The sequence below is a fragment of the Candidatus Solincola tengchongensis genome (genome assembly GCF_015711935.1).
Lineage (GTDB): Bacteria > Actinomycetota > Geothermincolia > Geothermincolales > RBG-13-55-18 > Solincola_A > Solincola_A tengchongensis.
Genome location: NZ_JACVJJ010000087.1, coordinates 1 through 3,499, shown reverse-complemented (window position 1 = coordinate 3,499; position 3,499 = coordinate 1). Strand labels below are relative to the sequence as shown.

Sequence of the window (3,499 nt, the reverse complement as noted above, 5' to 3'; positions counted from 1 at the left end):
CAGGCATCTCGCCGTCCTTTCTATCCGCCTTTGGTGCGGAAGCCCGGTATGATAGATGCCGGTGGTGTTTCCTACACCTCCTTTCATGGACACCTCCTTGCTTCGCTTCTTGTGCTACAGAGCGAGTATAGGGGGTGTCCACCATGTTCCTGGGCCTGGGCACCCGTCCCTTTCCGTCCCCGACACCCACCGCCTCGGCGACCGGATAGGGCAATCCCTTCTGGCAATAAAGGCCGACAATCTCGTGCCCTGGAAATTGCTCGTCTTGCATAAGGAGGGCGGGGCGGTCCTCGACCGTTTTCAAACCCTGGAGCGCCCTCTAAAAGGGTGTGACATCCGTCTCACCTCAGCCGAGCCTTTCCGTTCCCGGAAACGGTCGGGAACGTCGCCGAGCCAATCTCCGGACAGTTCCCCGTTGACTGCGGGGTTCCGCCGCCCTTCCCCGTGGCGGAAGGGCCTGCCCGGGGACGAGCCGTCGAGAACCGGGGCGCACGGAGAGTCATTCGCAGCGTAAGAAACCAGGCCTCAGCAAGGGAGCTCCTTCTCCCCTCGACCGCCCGGTCGAGGGGATACCCACGGAAAAACGGGGCACCCGCTCGCCGGGGAACCGAAGGCTTTCTTCGAGGATCGATGCCGAGGGCAATGCGTCCGGCCTCGGTTTCGGTCACCGAGGACGGCGACACCGGCACTTTCCGGCGGGAATCTACCGGACATGAAGGTCGAGGAGCGCACCTTGTTATCCCCCCCGCACATGAAACGGAGGGGGAAGGGGTCATAACCACGCCCGACGGTGGGAGTGGCGATCCCGGGTTGGAAAACTACTCGTGCGTCCGCTCCGGTCACCCTGTTAAACAAGAAAACGTCGAGAGGACGAGAGGGGCGGACCCCGCCGCGTGTTCAGGAAGGCCGCCATGTCGTAGAATATCCTCGACCGCAGCGGAGGCTCAACCATGCGGCGGAGAGGGGAAGGCGCGACGTCTTCACGGAGGTCGGGTTCACATGAGGATCGCGGTCATCGGCATGGGATACGTGGGTCTGGTCACCGGGGCCTGCCTCGCGGACCTGGGCCACCTGGTCGCCGGCGTGGACAGGGACGCAGAGAAGGTGGAGCTTTTGAGCCGCGGCGAGCCCACCATATACGAGGTGGGACTCCCCGAGCTCCTGGAACGCCACCTGGACCGCAACCTCTCCTTCACCACCGACGTCCAGGAGGCGGTACGCGAGGCGGAGATCGTCTTCATCACCGTGGGCACCCCCCAGAGCGAGGACGGGAGCGCGGACATGACCTACGTCACGCAAGCGGCGGAGGAGATCGCCCCCGCGGTCACCGGTTACAAGGTCATCGTCAACAAGAGCACCATGCCCGTGGGCTCCACCCGTCTGGTGGAGAGGATAATCCGGGAGCGGGCGGGAGGGGAGGAGTTCGATGTGGTCTCCAACCCGGAGTTCCTGCGCGAGGGGACGGCGGTCCGCGACTTCATGCACCCCGACCGCATCGTCATCGGGACGGACAGCCAGAGGGCGGCAGGCGTCATGACCGAGCTCTACCGGCCCCTGAACGCGCCCCTCCTCATCACCGACCCGGCCAGCGCGGAGATGATCAAGTACGCCTCCAACGCCTTCCTGGCCACCAAGGTCTCCTTCATCAACGCCATCGCCAACATCTGCGAGGCGGTGAACGCCGACGTGAAGGAGGTGGCCCTGGGTATGGGTTATGACCGCCGCATAGGCTTCGAGTTCCTGCGCTCCGGCCCCGGGTTCGGGGGCTCCTGCTTCCCCAAGGACTGCCGGGCCCTCATCGAGATAGCCCGACGCTCCGGTTACAACTTCTACCTCCTGGAAGGGGTCATGCAGGTTAACCGGGAACAGATGGAGCTCATGGTGCGCAAAGCGGAGAACATGCTCGGGGACCTGCGGGGCAAGCGCGTGGCCGCCTGGGGGTTGGCCTTCAAGGCGGGCACCGACGACGTGCGTGAGTCTCCCGCCCTGGAGATAGTGCGCATACTGCTGGAGCGCGGGGCGGAGGTAGTGGCTTACGACCCCCAGGCTATGGACAACGCGCGCCGGGCCCTCCCACACCTGGCATGCGCGGACACTCCCCTGGAGGCGGTGAGGGGGGCGGAGCTCCTGGTCATCCTCACCGACTGGGACGAGTTCAAGCTCGCCGACTTCCATGCCGTGGAAGAGGCCATGGCCAGCAGGAGGATACTGGATACCCGAAACTGCCTGGAGCCCATCTCCGTGCGCCGCCTGGGTTTCGAGTACCAGGGCGTAGGCCGCTGAACCCGCGATGAGGCCCCCTTCCCGAATCAGACCCGGTAGAGATAGGTGATATGCGTTACCTTGACCTTGTCGGTACGTACCGGATCTCGGGCTAAACCCTCGGGATCCCGGCGCAGTCTCCTCCTCAGCCCCCGTTCATACCCCAGGCAGACCCCCGGGGACTCCCGCTCGTAGAACTCGAGGACCTCCTCGGCGGCACTCCTGTTCACCTGGAACCAGGCGTGCGTCCCGTCCCGGAGCTGAATGTGCGGCCTCAGGGCCAGCCCCGATTCACCCATACCCGGCAATAAGATTCTTTCCAGATATACCCAGGCCACTTCCTCCGGCCTTCCCGTCGCCGCCTCCAGGACCTTCCGCCGCCTCGTCGCGTTACTCACGATCACCGCCACCGCCACGAGGGCAAGAACCGCCAGGAGGATCCCCCCGTAGCGGAAGAATTGCGCCAAGGTGATCCCCTTCTCCCCCTCCACCGTGCCCCAATTCCCACTGGCCGCCGGCCAGGACAAGGCCAGCATGGTCGCTCCCGCCGCGAAAAGGAAGGCGGAGGTCACGAGCTGCCTGGTCTTGAACTTCCCGACGGAAGCGCCCAGCTCGGCAGCCAACCCCTCCGGAAGGGGTGGGTTGGAAGGGCGATGCTCGAAGAACTCCTCCCCTTTCATCTCTCACCTCCCCGTGCTCTTTTCGCGCCATAGGAACCTTGACTCTCCCAGATGTCTCACAGGGCACCTGTTGCCAGGAGATAACCCAGTTCATCGCGTTTCCGTGCCTCGAGGCCTTAGTCAAATGTCCTTTCTCTGCTCGCCCCCGGCATAAACCGAGCTCCACGTTTCTCATCGAATGTCTTTAACACTCGTAGACTTCCTCCGCCGCCGAGAGAGGACAGCGCAGAGTTTCGCACTTCTAATCGTCAATCTTGGTTCATATCTGGATCCTTCAAATTATTGAGCACCCACATCAACGCAACATCCAGCAACGACGAATCCAGAATCGACCCGTCTTGGAAGTTGGGCCACGTAAACTATCTTGCTGAAATTCAGATGGGGTGCCTTCCTTTCAGAAAAGGAAGCAACCTTTGTGAAAGGAGCACCCATGCAAGGGTACCAGATCGAGACCGAAGAGGCAGCCCTCGAGCTCATCGAGAACCTCACGGAGCAGGCCTGGGCAAAGATCGAGGAAAGGATCATGTACGCTCTCAAGACCTTCATCGAGGAGCTTT

At 62.8% G+C, this 3,499-nt stretch carries 2 protein-coding genes; one reads left to right on the top strand and one right to left on the bottom strand.

Going from position 1 to position 3,499, the window contains the following annotated elements:
* Positions 1-999 precede the first annotated feature (999 nt).
* On the top strand, positions 1,000-2,283 hold the full coding sequence (locus tag H7007_RS07785; protein ID WP_287154483.1) for a UDP-glucose dehydrogenase family protein: 1,284 nt from the start codon (positions 1,000-1,002) through the stop codon (positions 2,281-2,283).
* A 26-nt stretch (positions 2,284-2,309) separates the two neighbouring features.
* Here H7007_RS07785 and H7007_RS07780 read toward each other — a convergent pair whose 3' ends face one another.
* The gene (locus H7007_RS07780) at positions 2,310-2,942 is read right to left on the bottom strand and encodes a hypothetical protein (protein WP_287154482.1); all 633 of its coding nucleotides are present in this window, start codon (positions 2,940-2,942) and stop codon (positions 2,310-2,312) included.
* Positions 2,943-3,499: the final 557 nt, after the last annotated feature.